Raw genomic sequence first — 16,342 nt, forward strand, 5'->3', positions numbered from 1 at the left:
CCGAAACCGATGAAACTCGCATCCTGGAACGTCAACTCACTGAAAGTCCGGCTGCCCCAGGTTCTCGATTGGCTGGAGAGCCGCCAGCCCGACCTGGTCGGCCTGCAGGAGACGAAACTGACCGATGAACGCTTCCCCGCCGAGGCCCTGAACGAGGCCGGCTACCAGGTGGCCTACGCCGGCCAGCCGACCTACAACGGGGTGGCCGTGCTCGCCCGCGGCCGGGCGCCGGAGGCCGTGATCCGCGACATCCCCGGTCTGGATGACCCGCAGCGCCGGGTCCTGGGCGTCACCGTGGGTGACCTGCGGTTCATCAATCTCTATGTCCCGAACGGTTCCGAGGTGGGCTCGGAGAAGTACGCCTACAAGCTCGACTGGCTGGCCCGGCTGGCCGACTGGCTGGCCGAGGAACGCCGCCGCCACGACAAGCTGGTGGTGGTCGGCGACTTCAACATCGCGCCCGACGACCGCGATGTGCACGACCCGGAGCTCTGGCGCGAGAAGGTCCTCTGCTCCACCCCAGAGCGTGAGGCCCTGCGCCGGCTCACCGGCGAGCTCGGGCTGACCGACACCTTCCGGTTGTTCGATCAGCCGGAGAAGGTCTGGTCCTGGTGGGACTACCGGATGAACAACTTCAAGCGCAATCGGGGCCTGCGCATCGACCTGGTGCTCGCCAGCCCGGCCCTGTACCAGGCCTGTACCTCCAGCTATGTGGATCGCGAGCCCCGCACCTGGGAGCGGCCGTCGGACCATGCCCCGGCGGTGGCCGAGTTCAACCTGGACTGACGCCCCATGCTGCGTACCCTGCTCAAAGGCCTGATCATCCTCTGGTGGCAGAAGTACTGGCTGCTGGGGACCGTGGCCGTGGTGCTGGGGGGCACCGGGGCCTACCACCTGATCAGTCAACCGGTCTACGAGAGCCAGGCGGTCATCAACACCGGGCTGCCGCCCGAGCTGAATGATTACGCCGAGGAAACCGACGCGCTGATCCAGCGTTTCCTGATCGCCGAGGGCCTGGAGGACGACCCCGCCCTGCACCGCCTGGAGGCCGGCGATGGGCGCGTGCGGCTGTGGGTCCGGGCCGGTGCACCCGACGAGGCGGCGGTGCTCGCTGAGGACCTGGCGAGGGGATTGCTGCGCGCGTTCCGGGGCCACCACCACGGGCAACGCACCCGGCTGGAGGAGGACCTGGAGAGCCTGGACCGCCGCATCAGCGACCTGCGCAGCAGCCTGCGCCGGCTCTCCGCCGAACGCCCGGAGGAGGCCGACAACCTCTACCTGGCCACCCGCGCCCTGGTGGAGGACAGCGGTCAGGCACGGCTGGGCCGACTGCAAGCGGAGCGGGAGGCGCTGGCCGGGCAATTGGCCCGCCTGGAGCAACCCGGCCCCGGCCTGCTACGGGCGCCGGAGCCGCCGCGCCGGCCCAGCCAGCCGGACTATGCGCAGCTCTGGCGGGTGGCCGGCACGCTGGCGGCGGTGCTGGGCCTGCTCAGCGTGGTGCTGGCCCAGCAACGGACCAACCGCCAGCAACACTGAGCCGGCGGGCCGGGGCCCGCCCCCGGTCAATCACCCTCCTCGTCGTAGTCCTCCCACTGCTTCGGGTTGGTCCGGGCCTCCCTCGGGTCCACCTCCGGCCTGTCGGGCCCCTCGTCCTGAGGCCTGTCGGCCCCCTCGCCCTGCGGCCGGGCGGAACCCTGGGCGGCGGCCGACGGCACCCCGCCGGCCGCCGCCAGCCCCCCCAGCAGCTTGACGTTGGCATTGACCGGCGGCGCGGCACCCTCCTTGTCCTCGCCGAAATAGAGCGTCAGATGGGGGAAGGGGATCTCGATGCCGGCGGCATCCAGATGGCGCTTCACCAGCCGGTTGTAGGCACGGCCCACCGCCCATTGCGCCCCACCCACGGTCTTGATGCGCACGCGGATGTTGATGGAGCTATCGGCCAGTGCGGTGACCCCATGCACCTCCAGCTCCGGTTCCAGGATATTCGGGCCGTGATCCGGATCCTCCAGCAGTTCGGCGAAGGCCGCCCGCAGGTGGCTGATAGTCTCATCGATGTCCTCGCGGTAGGCCACACCGTAGACGCCCACGTGATAGGCGTACTCCCGGTTGAAGTTGGAGACGCTGTCCACCGAGGAAAAGGGCACGATGTGGAAGGTCCCGGAGAGGTCCCGGATACCCACCGAACGGATGGTCAGCGTCTCCGCCGTGCCGGTGATGCCGGCGGCGGTAACCACGTCACCGGTGTTGATCGCATTCTCCAGTTGGATGAACACCCCGGTGATGATGTCCTGCACCAGCTTCTGTGCGCCGAAGCCGATGGCCAGGCCCAGCACACCGGCGCCGGCGATCAACGGGCCGATGTTGATACCGATCTCCGCCAGCACGATCATCAGCGTGATGGTGAGCAGCGCCACCGCGATGGCATTGCGGAAGATGGTGAGCAGGGTGCGCTCCCGCGCGCCCGGCTCGCCGACCCCGGTCTGCGGGTTCAGCCGGTGCTCGATCCAGCTGGCCACGGCGATCCACAGCAGCACGGATGCCGCCAGGATGATCGCCACGGTCACTGCCTTGAGCACCACCGCCCCGCCGGTATCCGACGCCAGCCAGGCGGTGAAGTTGAACACCGCCCAGGCGTCCAACACCATCGCCAGTACCACGAGGAGGATGGCGGCCCGCACCACCTTCAGCGAACTCGGCACGAAGGCATTGAGACGCGACTCCAGCAGCGGGAAACGCTCCCGGGTCTCGGCCGGCACCCGCACCCCGCGGCTGATCAGTTGGGTCAACACCACCGAGATCAACACCCCCACGCCGACCACCAGCAGGGTCTGCAGCGTCGCCTGGGCCATGAAAGGCAACGCGTCCTCCGGATGGGTGATGGTGACGATGGCGAGCGCCGCGAAGTAGGCGATGGCGAGCAGGTGCCAGAGCTCGGCCAGGGTGGAGAGCAGCACCTTAGTGAAACCCAGCTCCGCCCGGCGGGCCTGGGCCTGCACCCGATCATGCACCTGCTTGCGGTTCTGCAGGATGATCACCAGGGCATTGATGAAGGCGGCGAACATCACCAGGAGCCCCACGGCGCGGCCGATGCCCGGAGAGACGGCGATATTGACGATGGGCACCACCACCAGCATGCCGTAACCGATGAAGCCGGCCAGGCGCGCCAGCCAGGCGTTCCAGTAGGCCGCGTCCTCGGCGGCGATGGGCAGCAGGCGCAGGGCGTCGTTGCGTGCCGCGAACACCACCCGCAGCAGCGCCTTGAACACCTCCACCAGCAGGAAAGCGTTGAGGAACAGGGAGTGGCGGGTGTCCATAACCCCGGCGTCGCCGAACACGAACAGCGACAGGCTGTAGCCCGCCACCCAGGCCACCAGGATCACCAGCAGGTCGATGGCCGCCGCCACCACGATGGCCACGGCCCGCCAGAGCATGCCCACCAGGCTGACGAAGCGCGACCCGGCCTGGCGCTGATATTGCTCCGCCTCTTGTTTCGCGGCCCAGGCGCTGATCCAGTCAAACAACGGCCGGGCCAGGCGGCGCATCAGCAGGAACGCCGCCACCGTGGCGACAATGAGCAGGAGCAGGTCCAGCAGCCCCTCGCCCAGTTGCGACAGCGCCGGCCCCAGGCCCTCATCGGCGATCCCGGCAAAGGCCTGGCCGGCCCCGCGGAACTCCGCCACGGCGCTCTGGGCAAAGCCCTGGGTCAGCTCGGCTACCTGCCGGGCCAGGGAGATTGGCGCCGGCACATCCGCCTCCGGGGCCTCCTCGCGGGCGGTATCCAGGCCCCGCAGTTCCTCAATAAGGCGGGCGCGCGCCTCGTCATCCTCAAGGATCTCGGCCAGCCGCGCACTCGGTGACTCCCCCGGCTCACTGGCAGGCGCAGGATGGACCACCAATAGCAGAGACAACAGCAGGCCGAAGAGCAGCGGCCAAGAGAACATATGGCGGCACAGGGGGATTCGAGTCACGGGCCACTCCGCATTGTTGTTGGAGATTCGGGGCGGCGCGGAAGCGCGCCGCCCGGAGCCACTCCGTGAAGGCTATGGGCTTTCCGGTGAATCCGCAACGATGGCCGCGCCCGCGGGCCCTATTCGGCCTGTCGGGCCCTAGCGCCCTCCAAACCCACCGCCACCCCGTCCCAGGCGGCATTGATACGCTTCTGCTGCTTCTGCAACGCACGGGAGAGCACCACCTCCCCGGTCTTGACGAAGCGTTCGTGGTTCTCCTCCACGGCCTCGGCGATATAGCGGTAGTTCACCATCATGCCGTAGGAGGCCTGTAGCCGCGTCGCTGAATGATCGGAAAAGGCGTTGACCTGCTCCAACCGCGCGCCGTTGCTGAGGTGGAAGCGCGCCACCGGATCGGCCACGGTATCGTTGCGGCGCACACGGGTGAGATAGGCCTGCACCAGGCGGCGCATGGGTGCGGCCAGCACGTCAGCATGGACCAGTGGCGCCTCCAGCAACCGGTACAGGGCAGCCACCGGATCGGAGACCCCCGCCGCGTCGGTGAGCGCCTCGGCGTCCTCCTGAAGCAGCGCGGCGATCCGCTCGCGGGTAAAGCCGTCGGCGTAATCCCCCTCCATGCGCAGCGCCCGGGAGAACCCGGGGATGGGGGAAAGCGTGGCATAGCGCTCCACATGGGGAAACTCGCTGATGAGCTCGCCCATCACCTGCTTGAGGAGGAAGTTGCCGAAGGAGACCCCCCTCAGTCCCACCTGACAGTTGCTGATGGAGAAGAAGATGGCGGTGTCCGCCTCACGGGTGTCCACCACCGGGGCATCCGGCGCCAGCAGCGGCGCAGTGTGGGTGGCCAGGCCCTGTACCAGGGCCACCTCCACGAAGATCAGGGGCTCATCCGGCAACGCTGGGTGAAAGAAGCCGAAGCAGCGGCGGTCGGCCGCCAGGCGCCGGCGCAGGTCATCCCAGCCCTGGATGGCGTGCACCGACTCATACTGGATCAGCTTTTCCATCAGGCGCGCGGGGCTGCGATCCCAGCTGATCCGCTGCAACTGCAGAAAACCGGGGTTGAACCAGGACTTCAGCAGGTGCTGGAAGTCCGTGTTCACCGGCCCCAGGTCCGGGTTGTCTTTCAGCTGGCGGAGCAGGGTCTCGCGCAGCCGGACCAAGACCCGGGTGCCGTCCGGGGCCCCGTTCAGACGCCGGAAGACCTCCTGGCGCGGCGGCTCCACCACCCGCAACAGCTCCTGCAGGTCCGCCGGCTCGTCGCTCTCACGGAAGCGTTCTGCCGCCGCCAACACCGCCTCCCGGTCGGGGCCGAAGCGATGGGCCAGCAGCTTAAGGAAGCGGGTCTTGCCCGCCTCATCCAGGCTGTCCACCGCCCGCACCACCTCACGCGCCAAAGCCACCCCGGAGGCCTCGCCGCGGCTGGTCAGCAGCGCGCGGCAGTTCTCCTCCAGCCGTTCCATGATATCCGGGCTCTGGTTCAGCCGGGACAGGCCCAGCCCCCGGTCCGCCACCTGGTCCACCAGGCGATTCCACCATCGGTTTCTCATTGTGTTGGTCCCATCAGCATGTCGGGCAGGCCCGTGGCGATCCACGGGAAGAAGCAAAGGATGACGATGGACAGGAGCATCAGCAGCATGAACGGCAGAGAGCCCCAGAGAATCCGGGACAGTTTCACGTCCGGCGCGATGCCCTTGAGCACATAGAGATTGAGCCCCACCGGTGGTGTGATCAGACCGATCTCGAGGTTGATGGTCATGATCACGCCGAACCAGATGGGATCGAATCCCGCCTCCAGGATGATCGGCAGCAGGATGGGCGCTGTCATCGGGATCACCGCCACCGGCGGCAGAAACAGCCCGGCCAGCAGCAGGAAGACGTTGATCAGCGCCATCATCACCCAGGGGTTCACGTCCAGTCCGCCGACGGTCTCGGCCACGGCCTGGGTGATGTAGAGCTGCGAGAGCATGAACCCGAACAGCCCGGCACACCCGATGATCATCATGATCATCACCGACTCCTTGGTCGTGGTGCGCAGGACGCGCCACAGAGCCCGGGGCTGCCACACCTTGTAAATGGCGATGACCAGCAGCACGCAGAACACCGCGCCTACCCCGGCCGCCTCGGAAGGCGTCGCCACACCGCCGTACAATGCCCACATGATGAAGACGATGACGGCGAAAAAGGGCAGCAGCTTGGGCACCATGGATAGCCGCTCGGCCCAGCTGAAGTGGGTGTTTATGTCCATCCGTGAGAGGGCCCCGTCGCGCCAGGCGTAGAAGATGGCCCAGGCCGAGAACAGCAGGATCAGCAGGATCCCCGGCCCCACCCCGGCGAGGAACAATCGGCCGATGGAGGTCTCGGTACTCACCCCGTAGATGATCATCGTCACACTGGGCGGGATCAGGATCCCCAATGTCGAGCCGGCGCCAATGGCCCCGCAGGTGAGCCCCTCCGGATAGCCGCGGCGGCGTAGTTCGGGAATACCCATCTTGCCGATCCCGGCACAGGTGGCCGGCGAGGAGCCGTTTAACGCGGAGAACAGACCGCAGGCACCGATGTTGGAGACCAGCAATCCCCCCGGCAGCTTGTACAACCAACGGTGCAGGGCCTCATAGAGGTCCGCCCCGGCCCGGGATGAGGCGATAGCCGCCCCCATGAGGATGAACATGGGGATGGACAGCAGGGTGAACTTATTCATCGAGGCATAAAGCATCTCCCCGACCATCTCAAGGGCAAAGATTCCCTCGAAGAGAAAGAGAAAAAGGACCGCTGTGGCGCCCAAGGCAAAGGCCACGGGGGTGCCCAGCAGCAGAATGGCCATCAGCACCGCCAGGATGACCAAAGCGAGCATGAACTCATTCATGGTTGACTCCCCCGTGCGCCTGGGCCGTCCGGGCCTGTTTTGCCTCCGGCATTGACCCACCGGGCTGCTCCGATTGAGACTCCGACTGCTCCTTGAGCAGCTGTTCTGCCTCCATGCTGAACGGCTCCTCGACCCCCATCACAATGGCGGCCGTCTGGGCAATGTACTGCAGGGCCAGCAGGATCATGCCCAGGGGGAGGAAGGTCATCGGGATCCACAGCCGCGGCGCCCAGACGCTGTAGGAGCGCCAGCCGGTCTCGTAATACTCGAGCCAGAGCATGAAACCGGTGTAGGCCACGATGACAATGAAGGCGAAGGCGATAAAGTTGCCGATCACGGCAAGCGCGATCCTGCCCTTGGGCCCGAGCAGCATGGGCAGCAGGTCCACATTGACGTGGCCGCGCTCGTGCAGGACGTAGGGGCTAGCCAGCAGAGTGGCACCGATCAGCATGAAGGTGACGAACTCGGTCTGCCAGTATGTGGACTCTCCCAGCACATAACGCATGAACACCATCTGGCAGACCACCAGGGCCCCCACGACGATCATCAGCGAGGCGACCGCTGCCGCGATCCGGGAAAGAGCTGTAACCCCGCGAATAAACCAAAGCATCATTCTCACTCCCGATGGCGGGTGCCACGCGAGCGCAACAACCCGGCTTGCTTACCTTTAGACTCCCGCGCCGAGCATTCCGCCCGGCGCGGGCCGTTGGGGAGTGAATCGCGTTATTCTACTTCCAGGGCCATATCGAGCAGTTCCTGGCCGCCCTCCACATCGCGCACGAAGTTGGCGTAAGAGCTGCGCTCGGCGATCTCACGCCAGGCATTGAAGTCGTCCTCGGTCATGTAAACCACCTGCCGGCCGTGCTCCTCGTAGACCTCGGCGAAGCGCTTATCGGCCTCAATGGCGGCATGATAGGCGAACTCTTCGGCTTCCTGGCCCGCCTCCAGCAACACAGCCTGCTGCTCTTCGTCGAGGCGATCCCAGATGCGGGTGGAGACCAAAATCGGCTGGTACATGAACCACAGGGCGTAGTCACCCGGCGGGGTCACGCACTCCAGCTGCTCGTAGAGGCGGAAGGAGACAAAGCTTGCGGAGCTGGTGTTGGCGGAGTCCAGCACCCCGGTCTGCAGCCCGGTATAGATATCGGAGCTGGGCATGGAGGCGATGGATGCCCCGGCCTCGGCCAGCATCTGCTCGAAGGCGGCGCCGGCGGCACGGATGTTGATGCCGTCCACGTCGTCCGGATGCAGGATGCACTGCTTAGTGGAGCCAAAACCCCCGGCCAGCCAGGTATGTGCCAGCACCTTCACGCCGTGCTCGAGCATGATCTCTTCCAGCCGCTCCATGAAGGGCGACTCGTTAATCCGCCGCGCGTGATCGTGATTGCGGACCAGGCCCGGCATCAGGGTCAGGTTCACCTCCGGCACACGGCCACCGACATAGGCCAGCGGCAACGCAGTGATGGCCAGCCGGCCACGGGACAGTGCCGGCCACTGCTCACGGGGCTGGTACAGGGAAGCGCCGGGGTAGACGCGCACCTGCAGGCCCACATCGGCCTCCTCCGCTCGGTTCGCGATGATCTGGACCATCTCGTCACGGACGTCACCCTGACCGCCTGGCCACTGGTGGGAGGCGTCCAGCCGCATCTGCGCTTGCGCACTCATGGGCCAGACGAGCGCCGCAGCCAGGGCACACATCGTGACGGTAACTGCAAATGCCCAACGGGGGCGATAGGTTTTTTTTGACGACATCAGTACTTCCTCCTGGTCTTCCTCTCGTTTAACCGGCCGTGGGCGGAATAGTTATGAGGTGTCCCGCGGCAACGGTTGCTTGGTGCTGCATTTTTCGCTGCTTCTTATCGCACGGCCTTCTCGCGGGCCGTTCTCTGTCCGTGCCCGCCCGGGGCCGGCACGGAGGTCCGAATAATTCATCAACGGCTCGCCGGCCGTCTCTGGTGGGGGCGTCTTCAGTGGCGGGCGGCCTCCTTTTCCATCAGCGTCCGGCCCTGCTCCAGCAGGTGGTGCTTCATCTGCGCATCGGCGGCTTCGGCATCGCCCTTACGGAAGGCCGCCATTAGGTCGCGGTGCTCCTGCAGCGAGTCCTGTAGGCGGCCGGGGGCCTTGAGCTGGCGGTGGCGGGCGAGAATCAGAATCCGCCGCAGGTCGGCGGCCACCCGCTGCAGGTAGGGGTTGCCACACAACTCCTGAAGGCGGGTGTGAAACTCGTAGTTGTGCTCGTAGTAACGGTCGATGTCGCCCTCCGCGGCGGCGTCCTCCAGGTTCTGGTGGATACGCTCCAGGTTCGCCATCTCCTTCCCGTCGGTGCGCTTCACCGCCTCGCCGGCAATCAGCCCCTCCAGTACCGCCATGACCGGAAACAACTGCTCCAGGTCCTTGTGCTCCAGCACCCGGACCCGACAGCCGCGACGCGGCTCAAGGATGACCAGCCCATCGGCATCCAGGATCTTCAACGCCTCGCGGACCGGCGTGCGGCTCACGCCCAGTTCCTCGGCCAGGGTCACCTCATCGATGCGATCCCCCGGGCGCAGCTCCTGCTGGAAGATACGTTTCCGCACCAGGTCCGCGACCTGGCTGTACAACGCTGGTGATTTGAGTGTTCCCACCATCTCGGCTGCCCTCCTGCAGACCTTTTCCGGGGAGGATGCTTGTCGCTTGTAATTACGAATGTATAATTCATAATGCAAGACGTCAAGAACAACAGACCGCCGTCCCCGAAGCCCGCAGGGCCCATCTCAGAAGAAGCGGGACGCCCGATTGACACGTTAATGGAGGAACCCTATGACCGCCCCACAGCCCAATGAGCAGGCGCCGGAGAACCTCTACGGCCTGCTCCAGAGCCGCAGTCAGGACCGCGACGAACAGGTGTTCCTGGAGGTACCGAACGGCCGGAACTGGACTTATGGCCAGGCCCACCAACACGCCGCCCGGCTCGCCGGCCTGCTCCGCCAGCTGGGCGTCCAGCCCGGGGACCGGGTGGCCGTGCAGGTGGACAAGAGCCCCGAGGCCATCTGCCTCTACCTGGCCTGTCTGCGGGCGGGGGCTGTGTTCCTGCCGTTGAACACCGCTTACATGCGCACGGAGCTGGAGTACTTTCTGCACGATGCAGAGCCGAGTCTGGCGGTGGTGCGGCCGGCCGGCGAGGAGACCCTGCGGGAGCTGGCCGAGGCGAAGGGCGGCACCCGGGTGGAGACCCTGGATGCCAACGGCGGCGGCAGCCTGATGCGCACCCTGTCGGAACAGGCCCCCGAGCCGCTCCCGCCCCACCCGGTCAGCCGCGATGACCTGGCCTGCATCCTCTACACCTCGGGGACCACCGGCCGGCCCAAGGGCGCGATGCTCTCCCACGGCAACCTGGCGGCCAACGCCCTGGCGCTAGAGGAGGCCTGGGGCTGGCGGCAGGATGACGTGCTGATTCACGCCCTGCCCATCTTCCATGTGCACGGGCTGTTCGTGGCCATGCACTGCGCCATGATGGGCGCCTCCAAGGTCTATTTCCTGCCCCGCTTCGATGCCGATCAGGTGCTGCAACTGCTCCCGCGGGCAACCGTGCTGATGGGTGTGCCCACCTTCTACACCCGTTTGCTGCAGCAGCCGGAACTGAACCCGGAGCTGTGCCGCAACATGCGTCTGTTCATCTCCGGCTCCGCACCACTGCTGGAGGAGACCTTCCAGCAGTGGTACGAGCGCACCGGGCACCCCATCCTGGAGCGCTACGGCATGACCGAGACCGGCATGAACATCTCCAATCCGCTGGAGGGTGAACGTCGCCCGGGCACCGTGGGCTTCCCCCTGCCCGGTGTAGAGGTCCGCATCGTCGACACCGAGGGCCACGAGTTGCCCCCCGGCGAGGTAGGCTCACTCCAGGTGAAAGGCCCCAACGTCTTTTCCGGCTACTGGCGCCTGCCCGAGAAGACCGCCGAGGAGTTCACCGACGACGGCTATTTCATCACCGGCGACATGGCCACCGTCAGCGAGGACGGCTACTACGCCATCGTCGGCCGGGCCAAAGACCTGGTCATCACCGGCGGCTACAACGTCTACCCCAAGGAGGTGGAGGGCTTCATCGACGGCCTGGACGGAGTGCGGGAGTCCGCGGTGATCGGCCTGCCCCACCCGGACTTCGGCGAACAGGTGGCGGCGGTGGTGGTTCCCGAGAAGGCCGGTCCCAAGTTGGACGAAGCGGCGGTCATCCACCAGCTCAAGGGCGAACTGGCGGGCTACAAGGTCCCGAAGGCGGTGTTCTTCGTGGACGAGTTGCCCCGCAACGCCATGGGCAAGGTACAGAAGAACGTCCTGCGCGAGCAGTACACCCGCTGAGGCCGGGCGATCGGGCGCGCCCGGGGCAACCCCGGGGTGCGCCTGCGGCCGGCTCCCGTTGTACAATAGCGCGCAAAAGCCACCGAGCTGGGTAAGATGCGCGCAAGACCAAGGGCCCAGCCCACACCAGGGAGTACGCACCGTGCCTGATCCTCAGACCCACGACCGCACCGATCTCATCGAGCCCAACGCCGCCAACCGCTACGAGATCACGCAGGACGACTTGCCGCTCTCCTGCCCCATGCCGGGTATGTACCTGTGGAACTCCCACCCCAAGGTTTACCTGCCGATCCATGAGACGGGCGAGGAGATCTGCCCCTACTGCGGCGCCCACTATGTGCTGAAGGACCCGGTCGGCGACCTCACCACCCTCCGCAAAGGGCGGCGGCAGTCCGAGAAGTAAGCCCATCGCCATCATGTTGCCTCAGTGCCCGCATCCATCTGCGGCGGCCCCGGCCGCCTGCCCGCCGTGGTAGCCGCCGGCAACGACACCCCGCAGGGTGCGGTGCTGGTGGTCGGCCCCGCCTGGGTGGGCGACATGGTGATGGCTCAGAGCCTGTTCATCACCCTGCGCCAGCGTCGGCCCGGCCCGGAGGTCGATGTCATCGCCCCGGCATGGAGCCTGCCGCTGCTGGAACGCATGCCGGAGGTGCGGCGCGCCATCCCGCTGCCGGTGGCCCATGGCGAGCTGGCCCTGGGCAAGCGCTGGCGGCTGGGGCGCTCATTGCGCCAGCGCGGCTACCAGCAGGCCATCGTGCTGCCGCGCTCGGCCAAGGCGGCGCTCCCGGTGCTGGCCGCCGGCGTCCCCCGACGTACCGGCTACAAGGGCGAGCACCGCTACGGGCTGTTGAACGACATCCGGCCGCTGGACCGCAAGGCGCTCTACCGGACCGTGGACCGGTTCGTCGCGCTGGGCCACGAGGCCGATGCGCCATTGCCACCACCGATCCCCGAACCGCGCCTGGCCGTCACCGCTGACGGGCGCCGGCAGGCGCGCTCGGAACTGGGCCTGGCCAGCGACGATGCCCCGGTGCTGGCCCTCTGCCCCGGCGCCGAGTACGGTCCGGCCAAACGCTGGCCGCCGGAGTACTTCGCCGAGGTGGCGCGGGAGCGGCTGGCAGCGGGCTGGCAGGTCTGGCTGTTCGGCTCGGACAAGGACCAACCCATCACCGGCGGGATCGCCAAGGCCGCGCCGGGGTGCACGGACCTGGCCGGCCGCACGACGTTGGCACAGGCCATCGACCTGCTCGCATCGGCGGCTGTGGTGGTCAGCAACGATTCCGGCCTGATGCACGTGGCCGCGGCCACCGGCCGGCCGGTGGTGGCCCTGTACGGCTCCTCCGACCCGGGATATACCCCGCCGCTCAGCGCCCGCGCCCGCGTTCTTTACCTGGGCCTGGACTGTAGCCCCTGCTTCCAGCGCGAATGCCCGCTGGGGCATCTCAACTGCCTGCGGCAGATGCACCCGGCCCGGGTGCTGGAGGCGATCACCGCCCTGCACCGGGAGGCGAGCTGATGCACCTGGCCTTCGCCCTGTTCAAGTACTTCCCCCACGGCGGCCTGCAGCGCAACTTCCGGCGCATCACCGAGCTGGCGCTGGAGCGCGGCCATCGGGTCGATGTCTACACCCTGGCCTGGAGTGGCTGGACGCCGGAACATCCGAACCTGACGGTGGAGGTGGTGAAGGTGCCCGGCTGGCGCAACCACACCCGCTACCGCCGCTTTGGTACCCACGTGCAGAAACGCCTGGCGGACAACCCGCCCGACCGGGTGGTGGGCTTCAACAAGATGCCGGGGCTCGATGTCTACTACAACGCCGACCCCTGCTTCGTGGAGCGGGCGCAGGCGCGCCACCCGCTCTACCGCTGGTCGGGGCGCTACCGCCAGCACGCCGCCTTTGAGCAGGCCGTCTTCCGCGCCGACGCCCGCAACCACATCCTGCTGCTATCCGAAGCGGAGAAGCCGCTCTTCCAGCGCTGGTACGCCACCCCCGACGACCGTTTCCACCTGATGCCGCCCTACGTCTCCACCGACCGCTTCGCCGGCCCCGAGGCCCCGCACATCGGCGCCGGCCTGCGCCGGGAGCTGGGCCTGGGCGAGGCGGACCGCATGCTGCTGATGGTGGGCTCCGACTTCCGTCGCAAGGGGGTGGATCGCAGCATCCGTGCACTGGCCGCCCTGCCCGAATCGCCGCGGCGACGCACCCATCTCTATGTGCTGGGCAAGGGTCGTGCGGCAACCCAGGAAGCCCTGGCCCGGGGGCTCGGCGTGGCGGACCAGGTGCACTTCCTGCAGGGCCGGGACGACGTGGCACGCTTCCTCTTCGCCGCCGACCTGCTGCTCCACCCGGCCTACCAGGAGAACACCGGCACCGCCATTGTCGAGGCCATCGCCGCCGGGTTGCCCGCACTGGTGACCGGGAATTGCGGCTACGCCTTCCACATTGAGCGCGCCGGCAGCGGCCGGGTCCTGCCACCGCCCTTCACCCAGGCGGCCATGGACGAGGCCCTGGCTTCGATGATCGACAGCCCCGAGCAACCCCGCTGGCGCGAATACGCCCGGACCTACGCCCGCCGGACCGAACTGGGCAGCCGCGCCGAGCACGCCCTGCGGGTCATCGAAGGCCCCCGCTACGGGGAGCATGGGTGAGTCCATGAGCCTGCGGCGAAACGAACTGGTGCTCGACCCGGGCTTCCAGGCCGACCTGCGGGCGACCTTCGGCCCCGGCGACCCCTTCGAGCAGGTGATGGCCCTGGACGGCGAGGTGGTGCGCGCCGTGGACGGGCGTCGCACCTTCCGCTTCGAGCTGGCCGGCCGGGCCTATTTCGCCAAGCTGCACACCGGCATGCCCTGGCCCCGCATCCTGCGCAAGCTCTCACAGTTTCGGGTCCCGGTGCTCGGGGCCGAGCCGGAGTGGCGGGCCATCCACCGGCTGCAGGCGCTGGGCGTGGCCACCACCCCGCCGGTGGCCTTTGGCGTGCGGCGGGGTCTGAACCCGGCGCGGGAGCGCTCCTTCGTCATCACCCGGGATCTGGGCCACACCCACACGCTGGAACAGGAATGCCTGCGCTGGCCGGAGGCGCCACCGGCCTATACATTCCGGGTGAAACTGATCCGGGAGGTGGCCCGCATCGCCCGCACGCTCCACGCTGACGGCATGAACCACCGGGACTTCTACCTCTGCCACTTCCGCCTGGACCTCAACGACGACCCGCCGGCAGTGCTGGCGGGCAGGCACTCGCCACGGCTCTATCTGATGGACCTGCACCGGGTTCAGCGCCATCAGTCACTGCCCGAGCGGGCCCGGGTGAAGGATATCGGCGGGCTGTATTTCTCGGCCCTGGATATCGGCCTGACCCGACGCGATCTCCTCCGCTTCATGCGCGCCTACCGGGGCACCACCCTGCGCCGGACACTGGCGGCGGATCGCACCTTCTGGCAGCAGGTGGCCGAGCGCGCGCGCTGGCAGTACCGTCGCGAGCACGGGCACGGGCCCGAGGGGCTCCCGCTATGAGGGGATATCGCCTCCTGCAATGGCTCGGCCTGGCCCCCCGACTGCTCCCCAGCGCTGGCGACCACCCGGCCCTGCGGGGTTGCTCGCTGGCCGTGGCGCGGGGTGAACCGCCCGCCGGCTGGACCCTCTTGGGCAGTTCCGCGCAGGCGCGGGTGGCCCGCGGCGAATGGCAAGGGGCCCCTGTCTTTCTCAAGGTACTGCTGCCCCGTCATCGCCTGGAGGAGCTGAAGGCCCTGGGCCGCGGGAGCCGTGGCGCCCGCGCCGTGGACCGCTCCATCCAGATGAGCCGGGACGGCTTCCCCACCCCGCCGGTACTGGCCTACGGCCGGGTCGAGGCCCGCCTGGAGTTTGTCCTCACCCAGGCTGTCCCCTATCCCGCCATGGTGGAGCTGGTCACCCGCACCTCAGGACCGGCACGCCTTAACCTGGCCGACCGGCGGTGCCTGCTCCGGCGATTCGGGGCGGAGATCGCCCGCCTGCACCGGGCCGGATGGGTACATGGCGACCTGCGCCTGGGCAACGTCCTGTGCGATCTGCAACAGGGGCCGGAGGCAGCGGAATTCTGGTACCTGGACAATGAGGGGAGCCACCGCAGCACAAAACCGCAGGACCGCCACCGCAACCTCATCCAACTGGCCATGACCCGGCGGGACCATCAAAGCCGTACGGATCAGGTCCGCATGCTGAAGGGCTATGCTGAGGGCATGGGTATCGATAGTGGCGACTTCCGGCAATTGGCCAGGACTGTGGAGAGTGCCCGCGCACGCCGTTGGGCCCGCCGTATGGCCCGCGGCGGACCCAAGCCGCGCTTTCATCCGGAGCGGGAGGCGGAACGCCGGTGAGCATCGTGCAGGGCCACGACAGCGGACTCCGCTATGCCTGCCAGGCCACCTCTCCCCTTCGCCGGATGCTGGAGGCCGGGGCGTGGCCGCCGGACCCTGCTCAGCTGACCATCATCAAGCAGAACACCAAGGTCTCCAGCGGTTTTCTGCGCATCGGGGAGACCGGGCAACTTTTCTTCAAACGCTTTCCCGTCCGGGCGTGGCGGGCGCGCCTGCAACGGTGGCGCGGGCAGGACAGGGCGGCCAGCAACTGGCGGATCAGCCTCTGGCTCAGGGCGCAGCGGGTGGCCATCCCCCACCCCCATGCGGTCATCTGGTCAGACGATTCATCCTGGTTCATCACCGATGCGCTGGATAATGCCGCCACACTGCAGGACGCCGTTGCCACGGCGGGCCCAGCGGGTGCCTCGGCAGCCCTTTGCCACCAGGCCGTGGCGGAGGTCAGCCGGATGCACGATGCCGGCGTCGTGCACGGCGACCTGAAGTGGGGCAATCTGCTGGTGGTTGGCGACCGGGTCATGATCTCGGATCTGGACAGTGCCCGGCGCGTCCGCTCCGTCGGCCCCAGAGCGGCCGCACCGGATCTGGCGCGATTCCTCGTCAGCGGCCTGGAGCAGGGCCTCGACCAATCCTGGGCCCACGACACCCTGGCCCGTTACACCACGGCGCGCCGCCTTAAACCGACTAAACTGATCGGTCCGGTAAGACGACGGGTCCGTCATATCAGCCGCACCCACCAACGGCGCTACCAGCGGCCACCTGTCGCCCTGACCCGACCGCACAGGTCCGCACCATAAGACTAACCAACACCAAGAAA

General features: G+C 67.6%; 15 protein-coding genes. 9 read left to right on the plus strand and 6 right to left on the minus strand.

The genetic code is table 11. From position 1 onward, the window contains the following. The first annotated feature begins 9 nt into the window (after positions 1–9). Together xth and MLG_RS14075 are read left to right on the plus strand one after the other, a co-directional pair. Positions 10–786, plus strand: coding sequence for an exodeoxyribonuclease III (gene xth, locus MLG_RS14070; RefSeq protein WP_011630515.1), 777 nt, complete (start codon positions 10–12; stop codon positions 784–786). Between the two features lie 6 nt (positions 787–792). Further along, positions 793–1,536, plus strand: coding sequence for an LPS biosynthesis protein (locus MLG_RS14075; protein WP_011630516.1), 744 nt, complete (start codon positions 793–795; stop codon positions 1,534–1,536). Positions 1,537–1,562: 26 nt separating this feature from the next. Here MLG_RS14075 and MLG_RS14080 read toward each other — a convergent pair whose 3' ends face one another. The 6 genes from MLG_RS14080 to MLG_RS14105 all read right to left on the minus strand — a co-directional run bounded on the left by MLG_RS14080 (position 1,563) and on the right by MLG_RS14105 (position 9,458). Further along, positions 1,563–3,941 carry a mechanosensitive ion channel domain-containing protein gene (locus tag MLG_RS14080; RefSeq protein WP_041718090.1) on the minus strand — a complete coding sequence of 793 codons (2,379 nt, stop codon included), beginning with the start codon at positions 3,939–3,941 and terminating at the stop codon, positions 1,563–1,565. Positions 3,942–4,087: 146 nt separating this feature from the next. Next, positions 4,088–5,515: a malonyl-CoA decarboxylase domain-containing protein gene (locus MLG_RS14085; protein ID WP_011630518.1), complete on the minus strand. Its 1,428-nt coding sequence runs from the start codon at positions 5,513–5,515 to the stop codon at positions 4,088–4,090. Beyond that, positions 5,512–6,831: a TRAP transporter large permease gene (locus tag MLG_RS14090; protein ID WP_011630519.1), complete on the minus strand. Its 1,320-nt coding sequence runs from the start codon at positions 6,829–6,831 to the stop codon at positions 5,512–5,514. Before MLG_RS14090 ends, MLG_RS14085 begins: the two co-directional genes overlap by 4 nt. Then, positions 6,824–7,444: a TRAP transporter small permease subunit gene (locus MLG_RS14095; protein ID WP_011630520.1), complete on the minus strand. Its 621-nt coding sequence runs from the start codon at positions 7,442–7,444 to the stop codon at positions 6,824–6,826. The genes MLG_RS14090 and MLG_RS14095 overlap by 8 nt, the downstream gene beginning before the upstream one ends. Positions 7,445–7,554: 110 nt before the next feature. After that, positions 7,555–8,496: a TRAP transporter substrate-binding protein gene (locus MLG_RS14100; protein ID WP_198003234.1), complete on the minus strand. Its 942-nt coding sequence runs from the start codon at positions 8,494–8,496 to the stop codon at positions 7,555–7,557. A 302-nt stretch (positions 8,497–8,798) separates the two neighbouring features. After that, positions 8,799–9,458 (minus strand): GntR family transcriptional regulator, encoded by a 660-nt coding sequence (locus tag MLG_RS14105; protein WP_011630522.1) that lies wholly within the window; start codon positions 9,456–9,458, stop codon positions 8,799–8,801. Between the two features lie 172 nt (positions 9,459–9,630). Between MLG_RS14105 and MLG_RS14110 the strand changes: the two genes are divergently transcribed. The 7 genes from MLG_RS14110 (at position 9,631) to MLG_RS15295 (ending at position 16,322) form a co-directional block, all read left to right on the plus strand. Continuing rightward, the gene (locus tag MLG_RS14110; protein WP_011630523.1) at positions 9,631–11,169 is read left to right on the plus strand and encodes a malonate--CoA ligase; all 1,539 of its coding nucleotides are present in this window, start codon (positions 9,631–9,633) and stop codon (positions 11,167–11,169) included. 142 nt (positions 11,170–11,311) lie between these two features. Continuing rightward, positions 11,312–11,572, plus strand: a complete 261-nt coding sequence (locus MLG_RS14115) for a zinc-finger domain-containing protein (RefSeq protein ID WP_011630524.1) — start codon at positions 11,312–11,314, stop codon at positions 11,570–11,572. 66 nt (positions 11,573–11,638) lie between these two features. Further along, complete coding sequence (gene waaF / locus MLG_RS14120; RefSeq protein ID WP_041718720.1) at positions 11,639–12,685, plus strand: lipopolysaccharide heptosyltransferase II; 1,047 nt, start codon at positions 11,639–11,641, stop codon at positions 12,683–12,685. Further along, the gene (locus tag MLG_RS14125) at positions 12,685–13,818 is read left to right on the plus strand and encodes a glycosyltransferase family 4 protein (protein ID WP_011630526.1); all 1,134 of its coding nucleotides are present in this window, start codon (positions 12,685–12,687) and stop codon (positions 13,816–13,818) included. The genes waaF and MLG_RS14125 overlap by 1 nt, the downstream gene beginning before the upstream one ends. Positions 13,819–13,822: 4 nt before the next feature. Beyond that, on the plus strand, positions 13,823–14,683 hold the full coding sequence (gene rfaP, locus MLG_RS14130; RefSeq protein ID WP_011630527.1) for a lipopolysaccharide core heptose(I) kinase RfaP: 861 nt from the start codon (positions 13,823–13,825) through the stop codon (positions 14,681–14,683). Beyond that, complete coding sequence (locus MLG_RS14135) at positions 14,680–15,525, plus strand: lipopolysaccharide kinase InaA family protein (protein ID WP_011630528.1); 846 nt, start codon at positions 14,680–14,682, stop codon at positions 15,523–15,525. The genes rfaP and MLG_RS14135 overlap by 4 nt, the downstream gene beginning before the upstream one ends. Beyond that, entirely contained in the window at positions 15,522–16,322 is an 801-nt protein-coding gene (locus MLG_RS15295) for a lipopolysaccharide kinase InaA family protein (protein ID WP_011630529.1), read from the plus strand. The genes MLG_RS14135 and MLG_RS15295 overlap by 4 nt, the downstream gene beginning before the upstream one ends. Positions 16,323–16,342 lie beyond the last annotated feature (20 nt).

The organism is Alkalilimnicola ehrlichii MLHE-1 (assembly GCF_000014785.1).
In the GTDB taxonomy this organism is placed as follows: domain Bacteria; phylum Pseudomonadota; class Gammaproteobacteria; order Nitrococcales; family Halorhodospiraceae; genus Alkalilimnicola; species Alkalilimnicola ehrlichii.